The organism is Nocardia sp. NPDC049737, assembly GCF_040674755.1.
Taxonomy (GTDB): Bacteria; Actinomycetota; Actinomycetes; order Mycobacteriales; family Mycobacteriaceae; genus Nocardia.
In genome coordinates this window covers 42,895-57,494 of sequence record NZ_JBFANH010000009.1, presented here as the reverse complement: position 1 = coordinate 57,494, position 14,600 = coordinate 42,895, and the positions used below count along the sequence as shown (strand labels likewise).

General features: G+C 65.4%; 17 protein-coding genes. 9 read left to right on the top strand and 8 right to left on the bottom strand.

Features of this window, described 5'->3' with window-relative positions; all coding sequences use genetic code 11:
* The first annotated feature begins 6 nt into the window (after nt 1-6).
* Together AB0J47_RS14445 and AB0J47_RS14440 are read left to right on the top strand one after the other, a co-directional pair.
* Nucleotides 7-345 carry a hypothetical protein gene (locus AB0J47_RS14445; RefSeq protein WP_364345336.1) on the top strand — a complete coding sequence of 113 codons (339 nt, stop codon included), beginning with the start codon at nt 7-9 and terminating at the stop codon, nt 343-345.
* Nucleotides 345-986, top strand: coding sequence for a cysteine hydrolase (locus tag AB0J47_RS14440; protein WP_364345334.1), 642 nt, complete (start codon nt 345-347; stop codon nt 984-986). Before AB0J47_RS14445 ends, AB0J47_RS14440 begins: the two co-directional genes overlap by 1 nt.
* On the opposite strand, the gene AB0J47_RS14435 is transcribed toward AB0J47_RS14440, so the two are convergent.
* Entirely contained in the window at nt 940-1,281 is a 342-nt protein-coding gene (locus tag AB0J47_RS14435) for a hypothetical protein (protein ID WP_364345332.1), read from the bottom strand. The genes AB0J47_RS14440 and AB0J47_RS14435 overlap by 47 nt on opposite strands.
* A gap of 139 nt (nt 1,282-1,420) precedes the next feature.
* On the opposite strand from AB0J47_RS14435, the gene AB0J47_RS14430 reads away from it, so the two are divergent.
* Nucleotides 1,421-2,365 (top strand): endonuclease/exonuclease/phosphatase family protein, encoded by a 945-nt coding sequence (locus AB0J47_RS14430; RefSeq protein ID WP_364345330.1) that lies wholly within the window; start codon nt 1,421-1,423, stop codon nt 2,363-2,365.
* A gap of 210 nt (nt 2,366-2,575) precedes the next feature.
* Entirely contained in the window at nt 2,576-4,018 is a 1,443-nt protein-coding gene (locus AB0J47_RS14425) for a metallopeptidase (protein ID WP_364345328.1), read from the top strand.
* A gap of 4 nt (nt 4,019-4,022) precedes the next feature.
* On the opposite strand, the gene AB0J47_RS14420 is transcribed toward AB0J47_RS14425, so the two are convergent.
* Genes AB0J47_RS14420 through AB0J47_RS14400 form a run of 5 tightly spaced genes read right to left on the bottom strand, consistent with a single transcriptional unit; the run spans nt 4,023 to nt 8,780 of the window.
* On the bottom strand, nt 4,023-4,898 hold the full coding sequence (locus tag AB0J47_RS14420; protein ID WP_364345326.1) for a lysophospholipase: 876 nt from the start codon (nt 4,896-4,898) through the stop codon (nt 4,023-4,025).
* Complete coding sequence (locus tag AB0J47_RS14415) at nt 4,895-6,304, bottom strand: M20/M25/M40 family metallo-hydrolase (RefSeq protein ID WP_364345324.1); 1,410 nt, start codon at nt 6,302-6,304, stop codon at nt 4,895-4,897. The genes AB0J47_RS14420 and AB0J47_RS14415 overlap by 4 nt, the downstream gene beginning before the upstream one ends.
* Nucleotides 6,301-7,953, bottom strand: coding sequence for a CocE/NonD family hydrolase (locus tag AB0J47_RS14410; RefSeq protein WP_364345322.1), 1,653 nt, complete (start codon nt 7,951-7,953; stop codon nt 6,301-6,303). Before AB0J47_RS14410 ends, AB0J47_RS14415 begins: the two co-directional genes overlap by 4 nt.
* 57 nt (nt 7,954-8,010) lie before the next feature.
* Entirely contained in the window at nt 8,011-8,427 is a 417-nt protein-coding gene (gene tsaA / locus AB0J47_RS14405) for a tRNA (N6-threonylcarbamoyladenosine(37)-N6)-methyltransferase TrmO (protein WP_364345320.1), read from the bottom strand.
* Between the two features lie 14 nt (nt 8,428-8,441).
* Nucleotides 8,442-8,780, bottom strand: a complete 339-nt coding sequence (locus AB0J47_RS14400) for a VOC family protein (RefSeq protein WP_364345318.1) — start codon at nt 8,778-8,780, stop codon at nt 8,442-8,444.
* A 72-nt stretch (nt 8,781-8,852) separates the two neighbouring features.
* Between AB0J47_RS14400 and AB0J47_RS14395 the strand changes: the two genes are divergently transcribed.
* The 4 genes from AB0J47_RS14395 (at nt 8,853) to AB0J47_RS14380 (ending at nt 11,679) form a co-directional block, all read left to right on the top strand.
* Nucleotides 8,853-9,695, top strand: coding sequence for a sigma-70 family RNA polymerase sigma factor (locus tag AB0J47_RS14395; protein WP_364345316.1), 843 nt, complete (start codon nt 8,853-8,855; stop codon nt 9,693-9,695).
* Nucleotides 9,696-9,771: 76 nt separating this feature from the next.
* A complete protein-coding gene (locus tag AB0J47_RS14390) occupies nt 9,772-10,218 on the top strand; it encodes a DoxX family protein (RefSeq protein WP_364345314.1) in 447 nt (148 codons plus the stop codon).
* A 225-nt stretch (nt 10,219-10,443) separates the two neighbouring features.
* A complete protein-coding gene (locus tag AB0J47_RS14385; RefSeq protein WP_364345312.1) occupies nt 10,444-10,893 on the top strand; it encodes a hypothetical protein in 450 nt (149 codons plus the stop codon).
* A 42-nt stretch (nt 10,894-10,935) separates the two neighbouring features.
* Nucleotides 10,936-11,679: a DUF4191 domain-containing protein gene (locus tag AB0J47_RS14380; protein ID WP_364345310.1), complete on the top strand. Its 744-nt coding sequence runs from the start codon at nt 10,936-10,938 to the stop codon at nt 11,677-11,679.
* Between the two features lie 46 nt (nt 11,680-11,725).
* On the opposite strand, the gene AB0J47_RS14375 is transcribed toward AB0J47_RS14380, so the two are convergent.
* Both AB0J47_RS14375 and AB0J47_RS14370 read right to left on the bottom strand, forming a co-directional pair.
* Nucleotides 11,726-12,115, bottom strand: a complete 390-nt coding sequence (locus AB0J47_RS14375; protein ID WP_364345308.1) for a YrdB family protein — start codon at nt 12,113-12,115, stop codon at nt 11,726-11,728.
* Between the two features lie 37 nt (nt 12,116-12,152).
* Entirely contained in the window at nt 12,153-12,683 is a 531-nt protein-coding gene (locus AB0J47_RS14370; protein ID WP_364345306.1) for an RDD family protein, read from the bottom strand.
* Between the two features lie 253 nt (nt 12,684-12,936).
* On the opposite strand from AB0J47_RS14370, the gene glnA reads away from it, so the two are divergent.
* Nucleotides 12,937-14,373, top strand: a complete 1,437-nt coding sequence (gene glnA, locus AB0J47_RS14365; protein ID WP_364345304.1) for a type I glutamate--ammonia ligase — start codon at nt 12,937-12,939, stop codon at nt 14,371-14,373.
* Nucleotides 14,374-14,600 lie beyond the last annotated feature (227 nt).

Here is a 14,600-nt window from a genome sequence, read left to right as displayed (position 1 = left end):
TTTCCCATGAAAGTCATCGTTTTCGACAGCTTCAAGCCCGGCGTGACGATGGAGACCATCACCCCCTACCTTCCCGAAGAGGTCGCCAACGTGTGGCGGTTGTGGAAGGCGGGCATCGTGCGCGAGAACTACGCGCGCGCCGATGAGCCGGGCGTGGTGATCGTATTCGAGGTCGACAGCGTCGAAGAGGCCAAGCGTTATGTCGACGATTTCCCGCTGACCAAGGCCGGTCACCTCGAGTGGACCTACGTTCCGGTGCAGGCGCCGTTGCCGCTGGAGGCGCTGATGGATCCGTCCGTCGATGTCACCGAGCCCTACGACCGGACGAAGGTGGGGTCGGCCTGATGCAATACGCCTACGGTCTCAGCATTCCGCTGACCCTCGCGGATGCCTGCGATCCGACCAGTATGGCGCTGATCATCTACGACATGCAGGTCGGCATCGTGCGGCAGCTGCCAGACGGCGACAAGATCGTCCAGACCTGTGTGCAGCTGCGGGATGCGGCGCGGGAGAACGGTTTTCGCGTCTTCTACACCAGGCACATGTCATTGCCGCCCGCGTCGGCCGGTGTTTCGCAACTGCGTATGGCCATGGAGTGGCAGCGGGTCGACAATCCGAACGAGGTGAATTCCAGCTTCCCGCAGGGTTCGCCGCAGTATCAGCTCGTCCCCGAGCTGACGCCCGGTCCGAACGAGGTGGTCATCGATAAGATCACCATGTCCGCCTTCGCGGCGACCCCGCTCGATTTCGCCCTGCGCGACTTGGGCATCGACACGTACGCCATCGCGGGCATCGCTCTGGAGGTCGGCATCGAACCCACCGTCCGGCACAGCTTGGACCTGGGCTATTTCCCGATTCTGGTGACCGATGCCTGCGGTGCGGGCCATCCGGCCGCAGCCGAACGTTCCTTGGCCACACTGGCTTTCGCCGGTGGCTCGCTCACCACGGACGCCGCCGTGCTCGTCGAGCGGATGCACCGCCACTGAGCGGAAGCCGCGCCGGACCGACCGCGGTCAGCACCTGGAAGCGGCGCACGAATTCCCGCAGCGCGATGCGGTCCTCATCGTCGGGTGGGCGGTACCCCTGCTCGACGATGACCGATACCGTGCTTCCCGCGCACACCCGCAACTCGTTCCAACACCACGGCAGCACCGGTGTCAGCACCGTGTGGCCATTGCAGGTCACGGTGATCCGAGAGGTGAACCGGCCTGCGGTGTCGGCAAGATCTGTGGCCGCGTCCGCAGTGAGCACACCCGTCGCCGTGAACTCCTCGACATACATCGCGACCACCTCGACTCCCCGCGCCGATGCACTTCCCGACAGTGTACGGGGCGCGTCGGACGATTCCGTGGGTCGCGCCTACACGGAATCCACACAATCGCGGCACAAGTCCTGCGTTGTCGCCCATTAGGGTCGGGGAATGCGGAAATGGGTGGACCGGGTGGTGCTGGGGATCGGATGGTGTGCGCTGGTCGCGGGAGTACTCGGGATTGTGCTGCATTTCGGGGCTTGGCGGTGGCAGGTGCTGGTACTGGTGGCATCGGGGGCGTCGTATCTGATGCTGGGGGCGGTGGCGGGGTTGGTGCTTTTCCTGATCGCGCGGGGGTGGCGGAGTGCGGCGGCCGCCGGAGTGATCGTCGCGGCGGTGTTGTGGATGCAGGTGCCGATGTTCGTGCCGGAGGGGCGGGCGGCGAGTGGGCGGGAGATTTCGGTCATGCAGTCGAATCTGTTGCTCGGGGAGGCGGATGCGGCGGCGGTGGTTCGAGCGGTTCGGGAAAACCAGGTCGAGGTGCTCACCGTCGATGAGCTGACACCGGAGGTGGCGCAGCGGCTCGCGGCGGCCGGAATCGAGGAGTCGCTGCCGTATCAGTTCCTACAGGCCGGTCGACTTGCCGGCGGTACCGGCATCTACAGTCGATACCCGTTGCGGGACACCAAGAAATACGACGGCTTCTGGATGAACAATTTGTCCGCCACCATGGAGCATCCACAGCGGGGACCGGTCGCGGTGTTCGCATTTCATCCGGTGCCGCCCTCGGTCGACTTCCCGGTGTGGAGTTCGGAGCTGCGCACGATTCGCGAAATTCTCGACGCGCAACAGGGTCCCGCGATCGTCGGCGCGGATTTCAATGCCACCCGCGATCACTCGGCATTCCGTGATCTGCTGCGCGGACGGTTCGTCGCGGCGGCGGACCAGGCGGGCGCCGGGCCGCTGCTCACCTATCCCGCGGATCGCCGTTGGGGCCCGGTGATCGGCATCGACCACATCCTGGTGGCCGACGGAACGTCCGCCGATGTGCGATCGCTGACCATCCCCGGCTCGGATCACCGCGCGGTGCTGGCTCGGGTGCGGTTGAACGCCTGATGTATTGGCCTCAACGCCCATTCCGTGGCTGTGCGCGATCCCGCAGATTTCGGTCATGAATGGGCGCTGAGGCCATGGGCCGCCGAGACGTATACACGCGCCGAGCTTCCGGCGATTACCATGTGATCGCTCGACGTGTGTGCGCAAAGCACCCATCGGGTCGGGTTCGCCGAGGACGGGCCCACAGTGAGTTCGGGGAGGAAAGACCTGATGAGGACTAGAGGGCTGCGGTTCGGGGTGGTCGCGGTATTGCTGTTGGTCGGTGCGGCGCTGGTCGGCTGTGATAGCAAGGCGGGACAGCAGCGAGCGAGCGCGGTGACCGCGGACAATCCGTGGGAGCTGACCGGCGCGGTCTCCAATAATGGACCGAGCGGCCCGCGCAAGGGGGTCCCGGACGCACCGCTCACCGCGGAGAACGGCGACGGCGGCGCGGTCGACAAACTCGCCCTCAATACCATCGCCGATCTGGAAGATTTCTGGAAGACCGAGTACGGCAAGAACTTTCCCGGCACCTTCAAGCCGGTGAGCCGTTACATCTCCTGGGATGCCAAGGCGTCCAAGGAGCAGGCGATCAAATTCTGCAAGTCCAGCACCTATCACCTCGTCAACGCCGCCTATTGCAGCGTGGACCACACCATCGGCTGGGACCGCGGTGTGCTGCTGCCACTGCTGCAGGAGAAGTACAGCGATATGGCGATCGTGATGGTGCTCGCGCACGAATACGGTCACTCCATCCAGGGCCAGGCCAAGATCGCCGGATTCTTCACCGGCACGCTGGTGAAGGAGCAGCAGGCCGACTGCCTGGCCGGTGTCTTCCTGCGTCATGTGGCCGAAGGGAATTCCGCGCATTTCACGCTGAATATGACCGACGGGCTCAACGCGGTCCTCGGTGCCACCATCGCCGTGCGCGATTCCGATCCGGATAACCCGAAAAATGTGCACGGCTCCGCCTTCGAGCGGGTGACCGCGGTGCAGATCGGCTACACCGACGGCGCCCAAGGCTGCAAGAAGATCAATAAGAAAGAGATCGAACAGCGTCGGGGGACCCTGCCGACGACATACGAGGACGGCGAGCAGGACGCTCAGCTTGCTGTCGATGTGCCGTCGCTGACCAGCCTGAGCCAGGCGCTGGCGAAGATCTTCCCGCTGCAGCAGGCGCCGCAGTACGACTACAACGGGATCATCGAGAACTGCTCGAAAGTGACCGCCACCGAGCCGGTCTCGTACTGCCCGAGTTCGAACAAGATCGGCACCGATGTACCCGAACTCGCCGAACGCGGCGGGGCGATGAAGGGCGATGACGAACCGCTCTCGGCGGTGGTGGACGGTGATTACAACGCCTTCGCCGTGTTCATCTCCCGCTATGTCCTTGCGTTGCAACAGGAGCGCAAGCTGACGATCACCGGTGCGCAGACCTCCGGACTGCGCACCGCATGCCTCACCGGCGTCGTCACCACCAAGCTGAGCGAGCCGGGCAGCGATCCACGGCTGTCGGCGAACGACCTCGACGAGGCCGTCTCCGGACTGCTCGCCGACGGTCTGGTCGCCAGCGATGTGGACGGCAAGGTGGTGCCGAGCGGCTTCCAACGGTTGGAGGCGTTCCGCACCGGCGTCCTCGACGGCGAGCAGGCCTGCCTGACGAACTACCGCTAGGTCCTCACTCGTCCGCTACGTGGGCCTCGAGCCATTCCAGGACATCGGAGAGCACCTTGTCCTGTTCGGGTTCATTGAAGACCTCGTGGTAGAGGCCCTCGTAGCGGATCACCGTGAGGTCCTTCGAGCCCGCGCCCCGCTCGATCAGATCGGTGCTCGACGGTGCGGCGATGGTGTCGGCGGTGCCATGCAACACCAGCAGCGGCACGGTGAGCTTGTCCAGACGGCTCTTGACGAATTCGGTGGCATTCAGCATCTCCATACCGGTGCGGGCCGGGAGCTTGCCGCGGAATACCAGCGGATCGTTGTCGTAGGCGCGGATCACCTCGGGATCGCGGCTGATCATCGACGAATCCAGTTTCAGCACACCGACATTCGGCGCGAACCGGGACAGTAGCGGGCCGAGCAGGCGCTGCAGCGGATTGCCGACGGCGATATCGAGCGGCGGTGCCGACAAGACGATCCCTTCGACGTCGATCGGCGCCCGGACCGCCAGATACAAGGTGATCAGGCTGCCCATCGAATGCGCGAGCAGAAACCGCGGCACACCCGGATATTCGCGGCGGGCGATCTTCAGCATCTCCTCGACATTGTCTGCGGAGCCCGCCATCGAACCGATATTCGCGTTATTGCCCGCCGACTTGCCGTGGCCGAGGTGGTCGAGCGCGTAGACCGCGAAACCGTTGTCCGCCAGGCGCTTTCCGACATGGGCGTAACGGCCGGAATGTTCGGCGACGCCGTGCACGAGCACGATCGCCGCACGCGCCTTGGTGTCGGGAAGCCATGCGCGCCAAGCGATTCGGCTGCCGATGCCGTCGAATTCGCCCTCGGTGCCCGGTGTCGGGTCGGGGGATTCGCCGGCCTTCGGGTCGGTTGTCATGCATCGGCTCCTTGGGTACGTGGCGGCGCCGCGAGCTGATCGATCAGCCGCCGATTGAACTCGATGAGCCGAGCGTAGTTCACCAGCGAGATGCGCTCGTCGGTTCCATGGATCGTTTCCACGTCGGCCTTGGTCAGCAGGATGGGGGCGAAGTTGCAGCGGGTGGCGGCGAGGTCGTCGTAGTGCCGGGAATCGGTCGCGCCCGGGACGATGCCGGTGGTCACCGCGATGCCCGGGACGACGGACTCGGCCAGGCGCGCAATCATGTCGAATGCTGGGCCGGGTGGTTTGCCGAGTGAGGGCTCCGAGGTCATGCCGACGAGTTCGATCCGCACGTCCGCGTCGCGCACCACCTTTCGGCAGTGTTCGAGCACCGATGCGACCGAATCGCCGGGCAGAATGCGGAAATTCACCAGGGCCTCGGCCTGCTGTGGCAGCACATTGGGTTTGACGCCGCCGCGGATGACCGTCGGCGCGGTCGTGGTGCGCACCAGCGACTCGGTTTGCGGACGCGCCGCGAGTATCCGGGTGATCACCGGCGTGGCCAGTCCGGCGAATCGGAGCAGGCGGCGGCGATATGCGGGCATGACGTGGCGCAGCCTGGTGACCATGTCCGATACCACCGGTGTCAGGCGCAACGGCATCGGATGGTCCTGGAGGCGGCCGACCGCGCGGGCGATCCGTCCCACCGCGGTCTGTTTGCCGGGCATGGACGAATGTCCGCCCACCGCCGATACCGAAAGGCGAACGGTCGCATAACCTTTCTCGCCCACCATGATCGAGGCCACCGGCCGGTCTATGCCGTCGGCGAGACCGTTGAGAATGACACCGCCCTCGTCGAGCAGCAGATCGGCGTGCACCCCGGATTCGCGCAGCCGCTGCGCCATTCGCACCGCACCGTCATCCCCGAACACCTCCTCGTCGTGCCCGAAGGCCAGATAGATGGTGTGTCGCGGGCGAATTCCCGCGGCGAGTGCGGATTCGACCGCCTCCAGAATCGCGATCAATCGACTCTTGTCATCGATTGCCCCACGGCCCCAGATGAATTCGTCATCCACCACGCCCGCGAACGGCGGATGCGTCCACCGCCGCAGATCATCGACCGGCACCACATCCTGGTGGGCGAGCAGAATCGCCGATACCCGATCCGGTTCGACACCCGGCCAGCGATACAGCCTGCTGTGTCCGAATCGCTCCAATTCCAGTTCGGTGTGGACCAGGGGGAACGACTGTTCCAGGTGTGCGCCCAGCCGGAGGAATTCGGCGTCGCTGGGTTCTGCGGGCTCCGCGGTATCCGATGGCTCGTAGGAAACCGTCGCGCAGCGCAAGGCCAGCGCGAGGCGTTCGGCTACGTGCGTATCGACGACAATCGGCGTGGTGTGGGTCCGGGCGGCGTTACCCGTCATCGAGGACCGGTCTCATTCGGCAAATTCATGGGCATCACTGCATTGTTCAACACCTCGGGCCCGAGTGTGCGGACCTTTTGGTCGCGCCACTTCGCCCAGGCCTCGCTGGTGCCGCCGGCGCGGTCGGGGGTGCGCGGGGTGCTGAGCAGGGGCAGGTCCAGGCGGGCCGCGAGGACGGTGACCTCGGCATTGGCGGCGGCATGGGACCAGACGTCGTCGACGACATCGGTGATCCGGATGCCGAGACGGTGCCCGGCAATGATCGGCCAGTCCTGCGCCAACAGTCTGATATCGGCGGTGTCGGCGACCGGCGCGATGCCGCGGGTGATGATGGTGCCGCGGCCGTCGGGGGCGATATCGAACAGTTCGACCGCGACCGTCGCGGTCGCTGGACCGGACAGACGCAGCGTTGCCGTCGGAATTCCGGAGATGTGCTGCGCGGTATTCAGCGGTTCGGAAATGGACCAGATCTCGCGGTCGGGTCCGGGCAGCAGACCGCGATCGGTATAGGTGCCGGTGCGCAGATCGATCTGAACGCGGTGCGCGTCAGCCGGCGGCCATGCGGTTTCGGAGCGCCAGCCGCCATCGAATTGGCCGACCGTGATGCGCGGGCCGGGCACCTCGATATCGCGACCGGCGACATGCTTATCGAAGAAGGCGAGCAGTTGGGTATCGAAATCCGGTGCACCGCATTTGCTATCGCAATCGCTGTGGCCCCATTGGCCGAACCAGGCTCGATGATCGCCGGGTCCGAGCGCATTCCAGACGTCGAAGATGCGATACGCCCGGGTGTTGTAATCCAGAAAACCCTGGCCGACGAATAGCGGAATGGTATTGCCGCGCAACCGTTCCACGAGATCGCGCTCGCGCCAGAAAGGGGTGGTGGCGTCATGGTTGGTGGTGTTAGCGGCGAATTGCTCATAGCACCCGGCCGGTATCTGGACGGCATTGGACTGGTACTCGGGGGAGTCGTCGGGGCGGCCCGGTGTGGAGGCAATGAGCAGATGCTCGAAACCCGTCATTTCGGCCGGGCGAATGCCGCTCTCGGTGACCGGCTTACCGGAGAACTTCCACGCGACACCCTGCATGTACATATAGGCGTAGGGGTCGACATCCGGTCCGAACGCCGCGACGGCGGCCAGGCCCGCGGGTTTGGCGGCCAGCCCCATCATCCCGGTCCAGGCCTCATATGAGGTGCCGATCATTCCGACCCGACCGGTCGACCACGGCTGCCCCGCAGCCCATTCCACGGCGGTGGTCACATCCGAACGTTCGCCTGGCCCACCGAAATCCGGACATCCTGACGAGCCGCCGTAGCCGCGTAGATCCAGGATGACGTAGGTATAGCCCGCGTTCAGGAACATCGCGACGTGCAGGTCGTCGGTGGATGGCCCACCCTCGAGCCGCGGCACGCTCAGATAAGCGGTATGCGAGCGATACGGACTGACGGTCATTACCACCGGCGTGCGCGTATCCGCGGAAACGCCGTGCGGGCGCAGAATATCGGCGTGCAGCCGGGTGCCGTCGGGCGCGGTGATGAAGCTCTGCGACCACTGGAAAGGCACACCGATCGGGTCCGCTGCCGTTACCGGCGCCAACCCCGCGAGCATCAACAAAACCCCGGCCATCCCACGCAACAGCACAGTCACCCGAGAACTATCGACTGCTGCTGGTCAATAGTCCAGCCCCCGGAACGGGGGTGTCACTCAGCGCTGCGCGGTCGGTCCGAGGACCGGCTTCAGATCCAGCACCGGTGTGCCGTCGATCGCTTCCAAACCGTGCACGGTGAGCACGGTCCCATCGATCTCGGCGATCGTGACCCGATGCAGCCCGATCGGATTCGGTCGATGCGGTGCCCGCGTCGCGAACACCCCCGTGACCGGGCGGCTGCGATCGCCGCGCGGATGCACCGAGAGCACCTCCCGATCCGCCCGATGCAACCAGGTGAATACCAACACCGCATCGCCGGGGCGCAAGCCCACCGTGCCCGCCGCGACCTCGGGATCGAGCACGATCTCGGCGGGCGGTGCGCCTTCGTCGCCTTGTTTCGGCGCATCCGCCGGATCGGTCAGTGGCGAGCGCACCCGGCCGATCGGGCGCACGTCATAGGTCTCGGAGGGCATGGAGCCATCCTCGCTTAGGGCTGCATGAGCCCGAAGACATTCCCGTCGGTGTCCTTGACCGTCGCGATCAGCTTCCCGCCGCCGACATTCGTCGGCTGCTGGGTCACCTCGGCACCGGCCTCGACCAGGGTGGCCAGCTGCTTCTCGATGTCCTCGACGGTCCAGTAGCCGATCGGGCCGGTCATTGCCTTCTTATGGCCATTCGGGTCCAGGCCGATGTCCTGGCCCGCCACCCGGTAGCCGACGTAGTACGGCGTGTCGGCGGTGGGGTCCCCGAACAGCGCGCCGTACACGCTCTTCGCCTTGACCAGGTCGGTGACGGGGTAGACGATGGTCTGCAGTCCAGCGGTCATCATTGGCTCCTTGTTCGCGGTCGCGGTTTCCAGTTCACGTACATGACCAGCCCGAACGGGAGAATGTGACAAGTGGACGAGAAATTTCTCGCCGAGCGCTTCGAGGAGCACCGCACGCATCTGCTCGCGGTGGCATATCGCATGCTCGGCTCCGGTAGCGAGGCCGATGACGCTGTCCAGGAGGCGTGGCTGCGACTCAGCCGTTCCGATAGCGATGAGATCGAGAATCTGGGCGGCTGGCTCACCACCGTTGTCGGCCGGGTCTGTCTGAATATGCTGCAGTCGCGCAAGACGCGGCGCGAGGAACCGCTCGACGAATTCGAACCGGTACCGGATGTCGAGGGCCCGGAACAGGAAGCGATGCTCGGCGATTCGATCGGCCTCGCCCTACTTGTCGTACTCGACACCCTCGCCCCGCCGGAGCGGCTGTCGTTCGTACTGCACGACATGTTCGCCGTGCCCTTCGACGAGATCGCGCCGATCGTCGGCAAAACCCCCACCGCCGCCCGGCAATTGGCCAGTCGGGCGCGGCGGCGGGTGCAGGGCGCAAGAGCCACCGCCGACCGTGATCGTCAGCGTGAGGTCGTCGACGCATTCCTCGCCGCCTCACGCGGGGGTGAATTCGAGGCGCTGCTGACGCTGCTCGATCCGGATGTGGTGCTGCGCGTCGATGCCGCCGCCCTCGCCACCGGTGCCGCGGGCGCGTCCGGTGCGAATGCGGTCGCGCAGACCTTCTCCGGCCGGGCCAGGGCAGCCCAGCTCGCGCTCATCGACGGCCGGGCGGGACTTGTGTGGTCCGTCGGCGGCATACCGCGCGTGGTCTTCGATTTCACCGTGTCCCAAGGTCGGATCGTGGCCATCGATCTGCTCGCCGACCCGGAGACCTTGGAACTCATGGAACTGCAGGCGGGATGACCCGTGGCTGTCACATCTCGGCCGCCGCGCTGGTCAGGGGTGTGACGGCGGGAAACGCACGACGCAGGAGGACACCATGAGCAACGCACGATCGATCGGCTACTGGACCACTACCGGACTGACGGTTTTCGTCCTGGCATCGGGCGGTATCGCCGATCTGCTGCACCGCGGCGGGACCGCGGCCGGCATGACGGAATTGGGTTATCCGACCTATGTCATGACCATCCTCGGATTCTGGAAAGTGCTCGGCGCCATCGCACTCGCCGTCCCGCGCTTTCCGCTGGTGAAGGAATGGGCCTATGCCGGTGCGTTTTTCGATCTGACCGGCGGATTCGTCTCGCATATCGCACATCGTTCCGCCGCGAATCATCTGATCTACACCGGCTTTTTCGCGCTGTGCGTGGTGGCGTCGTGGGCATTGCGGCCCGCGAGCCGCAAGCTGGACGTGCCCGTATTCCGCGGGCTCGGCCGGGTTCCGGAATCGGAAGATGTGACGCCCGGACCGATTGCCGTGACCGCGTGAAGCGGGTGCCCGCTGTTCGCGAGAACGGCGGGCTATTTGCTTTCGCTATCGCTGGGTGAAGGTCATACTCGGCCAACACGATTCGGCTGGTGTCCCAGGCAGCGCGGCGTATGATCGGGCCAGTGCGGGTCCCCCGGGGGAATTATGAGCGAGCGCAGCGAGTGAACAGTAAATACAGCCGAGTTGCGCGGTCATGCCGGAGCTGAGTGTTAGCGAGGCGAGGGCATGACCGAGTCGGTGACCACGGATTGGGACCTATTCGGGCGGGCGCTGGCGCAGTGCCTTTTCGAACTACCTTCCCGCGCAACGTTGATCATCGCCGCCCCCGGCAATCGATATGTCCAATTCGTGCAATACGACATCAAGCTGACCGTCGAACTGGCGGGCAATTCCTATCTCGCGCAGCCCATCTCGGCGACCGGTGAACGCATGCTGCGCGATCTCGGCTGGCGCGAACCCGTCGCGCGTCGCGAAATCGACAACTGGACCCGCACGCTGCTCTGGCCACTGTCTCTGGACACTCTGCGCGGACTCGCGCGCTCGGTCGCCGTCGGGCTGCACGACGCTCTCGGCGTCGGCGCGCCCGCGGAGCTGCGCGCCATGGGTTGGACCGAGACCTCGGGTGATCTGGATCTCACCGCATTGGGTGAGATCGCGCGTCGCGGCGTGAACTGACGCGGTGCGGAGACCCGCCCGACGTGCCACTATTCTGTGAATATGGCAGTAGGCAAGGGCGGCACGCCGTCCAAGGAAGCGAAGGCCGCGGCGAAGGCGGCCCGCAAGCAGCAGTCGAAAGAACGCCGCCAGCAGCTCTGGCAGGCGTTCCAGATGCAGCGCAAGGAAGACAAGCTGCTGCTGCCTTTGATGGTCGGCGCCGTCGTCGGGATCACGGTCGTATTCCTGGTGGTCGGCCTGATCTTCGGGCTGCAGTGGTTCCTGCTGCCGCTCGGACTGCTGCTCGGCGTGCTCGTCGCGTTCATCATCTTCGGTCGCCGGGTGCAGCGCAATGTATACGCCAAGGCCGAGGGGCAGGCGGGCGCGGCGGCCTGGGTACTGGACAACATGCAGGGCAAATGGCGGGTCAGCAATGGCGTCGCTGCGACGACTCAGCTTGATGCCGTGCACCGCGTGATCGGCCTGCCCGGCGTCATCCTGATCGGTGAGGGTTCCCCGCAGCGGCTGAAATCGCTACTGGCACAGGAGAAGAAGCGCACCGCGCGGCTCATCGGCGACACCCCGATCTACGACATCGTCATCGGTAACGACGAGGGCCAGATCCCGCTGAAGGAACTGCAGAAGCACCTCACCAAGCTGCCTCGCAATATCGATACCAAGCGCATAGACCTCATCGAGGGCCGGCTGGCCGCGCTGAGTTCGCGCAGCGGTCCCGCACTGCCCAAGGGCCCGATGCCCGCGGGCGCCAAGATGCGCGGGGTGCAGCGCACCATCCGTCGGCGCTGATGCTGCTTCGAGGCCCGCATCCCGTGGGAGGCGGGCCTTCGCATTCCTAAGGGGTCGTTCCGGTTCGCCCAGTGTTGAGCAACCAGGTGATCCGGTCGTAGCCGATGGCGTGGTAGACGACGAGCACCGTGGTGAAGACCAGCGCCCAGCGAGGCAGTCCCGCGATCCAGAATGCCGCCGCGCCACCGAACAGCACCACGATCTCGACCAGCAGACGAACCCAGCCGTCCACCGCGACCGGGGCCTTTCCGCTGCGGCTCGGATCGCCCGGCACCGCGAACGTTCCCCAAGCCGCGGCGGCGGCGAGCGGCAGCAGGACGACCACCACATAGCGCCAGGGCGAATCGAACGCGCGCCAACCGCAGACCGCGAATGAGGAAATGGCGGCGAGTTCGAGGAACAGGCGGACCGCCAGCATGACGGGATTCAGAGACACCGCCGGAGCGTACTGTTCCGACACCCGCCTGGAGGCACTAGCGTGAGCGGACGACCGCGGTGCCGGTGGCTCGGTCGTGCATGCCGCGACCGTCGGCGTCGGTGAACAGCGCCGGAACCACGAAGACCAGCAGCACCTGGCGGGCCAACGCACGCACGAAACCGACGGCCACCGGTGCATCGACGCGGATGACGCGCAGGCGCAGGAAGTACTGCCCCGGCGTGTACCCGAACAGCGACACCGCGACGACACCGATCACGAACCACACGATCAGGTTGGGCGTCGTGAGCGCACTCACAATCGCCTCGAAATTCGACGGACGCGGCTGCCCGGCCGGAATATCCATCCCGGCGATGATCTTGTCGGGATTCGGGCGCACGATGATCGCGGTCACACCGAAGGAGATGAACCAGTCCACCACGAGTGCGACGATGCGCCGCAACATACCCACCAGCGCCCCGGCGCCGGAGCGGGGCAGACCAAGGGACTGACCGGGGAACTCGGGGGTTGCCGGATCGCCCGGGTCCGCCGAAGGTCCGGAGAGCCAGGATCCGCTGATGCGTGCCATAACCCCCAGAATAGGCCTCTACGACCGGTCGTAGGACACCGCATTAACCCAAGTTGACCTCGGCGGGCGTCGGTAATGTCGGCAGGATTACCATGCTGTTCGAGCCCGGGTGGCCTTGAAGACCCGGCCAGCCGCACGTGTAACACTGGCGAAACACAGCCTTGATTGCTGGGAAACACCGCGTCCATACCGTCTGGACGCGACGAACCCATGCAATCGACACTGGCTGGGAACCGATCCGTAAGGAGAACAAGTGACGTTCAGCACGGCCGACGAGGTCATCAAGCACATCAAGGAAGAGGAGGTCGAATACGTCGACATCCGCTTCAGCGATCTTCCGGGTGTGCAGCAGCACTTCTCGATTCCCGCGAAGGCTTTCACCGCTGACCTCGCTGAGGAAGGGCTAGCGTTCGACGGCTCCTCCGTCCGTGGCTTCCAGTCCATCGACGAGTCGGACATGCTGCTGCTCCCCGACTTCAGCACCGCTCGGCTGGACCCGTTCCGTGCGGCCAAGACGCTGAACCTCAACTTCTTCGTGCACGACCCGTTCACTCGCGAGGCCTACAGCCGCGACCCGCGTAACGTCGCGCGCAAGGCGGAGGAGTACCTGAAGAGCACCGGCATCGCCGACACCGCCTACTTCGGTGCCGAGGCCGAGTTCTACATCTTCGACTCCATCCGCTACGACTCGGGCATGAACGGCGCCTTCTACGAGATCGAGTCGATCTCCGGCTCCTGGAACACCGGCGCGGAGTTCAACCCGGACGGCACCCCCAACCGCGGCTACAAGGTCCGCAACAAGGGCGGTTACTTCCCGGTCGCGCCGTACGACCACTACGTCGACCTGCGCGACAAGATCTCGACCAACCTGCAGAACGCGGGCTTCGAACTCGAGCGCGGCCACCACGAGGTCGGCACCGCCGGTCAGGCCGAGATCAACTACAAGTTCGGCACCCTGCTCGGCGCGGCCGACGACCTGCAGCTGTTCAAGTACATCGTGAAGAACACCGCGTGGGCCGAGGGCAAGACCGTCACGTTCATGCCGAAGCCGCTCTTCGGTGACAACGGCTCGGGCATGCACGTGCACCAGTCGCTGTGGAAGGACGGCAAGCCGCTGTTCCATGACGAGGCCGGCTACGCGGGCCTGTCGGACCTGGCGCGTCACTACATCGGCGGCATCCTGCACCACGCCCCGTCGCTGCTGGCGTTCACCAACCCGACCGTGAACTCCTACCACCGCCTGGTTCCGGGCTACGAGGCCCCGATCAACCTGGTGTACTCGCAGCGCAACCGCTCCGCCGCGGTCCGCATCCCGGTCACCGGCAACAACCCGAAGGCCAAGCGCATCGAGTTCCGCGCGCCCGACTCCTCGGGTAACCCGTACCTGGCCTTCGCCGCCATGATGATGGCCGGCCTGGACGGCATCAAGAAGAAGATCGAGCCGAAGGCTCCGGTCGACAAGGACCTCTACGAGCTCCCGCCGGAGGAGGCCAAGGGCATCCCGCAGGCCCCCACCAGCCTGGCCTCGGTCATCGACCGCCTCGAACAGGACCACGACTACCTGACCGAAGGCAACGTCTTCACCCCCGACCTCATCGAGACCTGGATCAGCCTCAAGCGCGAAAACGAAATCGCGCCGGTGAACCTGCGCCCGCACCCGTACGAGTTCGAGCTGTACTTCGACGTGTAGGCCCTTCGGTCGCTCCGCAGGCTTCACTCCTGCGCTGTAAGGCATGGAGCCCCATCCGTTTCGACGGGTGGGGCTCCGTCGTTTCCGGACTACTCGCGGACAGAAAACCTGGCCCCGACGACATGCGTGTGCTATGCGTTGCGGCGTTGCGTTTGATCGCGATCTGATGGGGCGGTTCGGCACGATATCGCTGGATCAGTATCTGGCCGATTACGAGCTGCGTAACG

Coding starts and splice junctions, on each gene's coding strand:
- AB0J47_RS14445 (WP_364345336.1), top strand. CDS start 7: ATGAAAGTCATCGTTTTCGACAGCTTCAAGCCCGGCGTGACGATGGAG.
- AB0J47_RS14440 (WP_364345334.1), top strand. CDS start 345: ATGCAATACGCCTACGGTCTCAGCATTCCGCTGACCCTCGCGGATGCC.
- AB0J47_RS14435 (WP_364345332.1), bottom strand. CDS start 1,281: ATGTATGTCGAGGAGTTCACGGCGACGGGTGTGCTCACTGCGGACGCG.
- AB0J47_RS14430 (WP_364345330.1), top strand. CDS start 1,421: ATGCGGAAATGGGTGGACCGGGTGGTGCTGGGGATCGGATGGTGTGCG.
- AB0J47_RS14425 (WP_364345328.1), top strand. CDS start 2,576: ATGAGGACTAGAGGGCTGCGGTTCGGGGTGGTCGCGGTATTGCTGTTG.
- AB0J47_RS14420 (WP_364345326.1), bottom strand. CDS start 4,898: ATGACAACCGACCCGAAGGCCGGCGAATCCCCCGACCCGACACCGGGC.
- AB0J47_RS14415 (WP_364345324.1), bottom strand. CDS start 6,304: ATGACGGGTAACGCCGCCCGGACCCACACCACGCCGATTGTCGTCGAT.
- tsaA (WP_364345320.1), bottom strand. CDS start 8,427: ATGCCCTCCGAGACCTATGACGTGCGCCCGATCGGCCGGGTGCGCTCG.
- AB0J47_RS14400 (WP_364345318.1), bottom strand. CDS start 8,780: ATGACCGCTGGACTGCAGACCATCGTCTACCCCGTCACCGACCTGGTC.
- AB0J47_RS14390 (WP_364345314.1), top strand. CDS start 9,772: ATGAGCAACGCACGATCGATCGGCTACTGGACCACTACCGGACTGACG.
- AB0J47_RS14385 (WP_364345312.1), top strand. CDS start 10,444: ATGACCGAGTCGGTGACCACGGATTGGGACCTATTCGGGCGGGCGCTG.
- AB0J47_RS14380 (WP_364345310.1), top strand. CDS start 10,936: ATGGCAGTAGGCAAGGGCGGCACGCCGTCCAAGGAAGCGAAGGCCGCG.
- AB0J47_RS14370 (WP_364345306.1), bottom strand. CDS start 12,683: ATGGCACGCATCAGCGGATCCTGGCTCTCCGGACCTTCGGCGGACCCG.